We start from the raw sequence: 679 nt of genomic DNA, 5'->3' as shown, positions 1-679 counted from the left end.
GGGAATATCTGCGGCAGCGGGCTTGTAATGGGTTAAGTGATAACAGATGTCTGGAAATATAGGGGCAAATCCACTGATTGTGCTGATCGTGCGGATGATTACTACCATGACCGTCTGGCGCTGACTGTTGATAATTCAACGATCGACGACAACTACGAACACTACACATATAACGGCACTTACAATAATGCCGCTGATACTCATGTTGTAGACGTTTACAACATTGGTACGGCTATTACTCTGGATCAGGAAGTTGATCTGTCCATCACTAATAACTCTCACGTTGCGGGTATTACGTTGACTCAGGGTTATGAGTGGGAAGATATTGACGACAACACTGTCAGCACTGGCGTAAACAGCAGCGAAGTGTTTAATAACACCATCACTGTTAAAGATTCTACCGTAACCTCTGGTTCATGGACTGATGAAGGTACTACTGGTTGGTTCGGTAATACAGGTAATGCCAGCGATTATAGTGGTAAATCTAACTTTGTCACCGTAGATACTGACGGAGATGGTGTTGCTGATAGCACTATTGCAAGCTGGGATGATGTTGCATTAGCTGTAGTTGCACATCCGAATGTTGATAATGCTATGCAGACCTGAATCGCCACGGGTTTAACAGACACCTCAGAGTCATTTAAGATGGCTTAAAGAGAGGTGCCCATGAGCGGTAAGC

The 679-nt window shown here is 44.6% G+C and carries 1 pseudogene; it reads left to right on the top strand.

The features are described from left to right. Positions 1 to 69 precede the first annotated feature (69 nt). Positions 70 to 603: pseudogene (locus ABZJ92_RS22105) on the top strand (autotransporter outer membrane beta-barrel domain-containing protein); the annotation flags it as partial. Positions 604 to 679: the final 76 nt, after the last annotated feature.

Source organism: Shigella sp. FJ200513 (assembly GCF_040495915.1).
GTDB lineage: Bacteria > Pseudomonadota > Gammaproteobacteria > Enterobacterales > Enterobacteriaceae > ECMA0423.
This window is presented reverse-complemented; position numbering and strand designations above follow the sequence as displayed.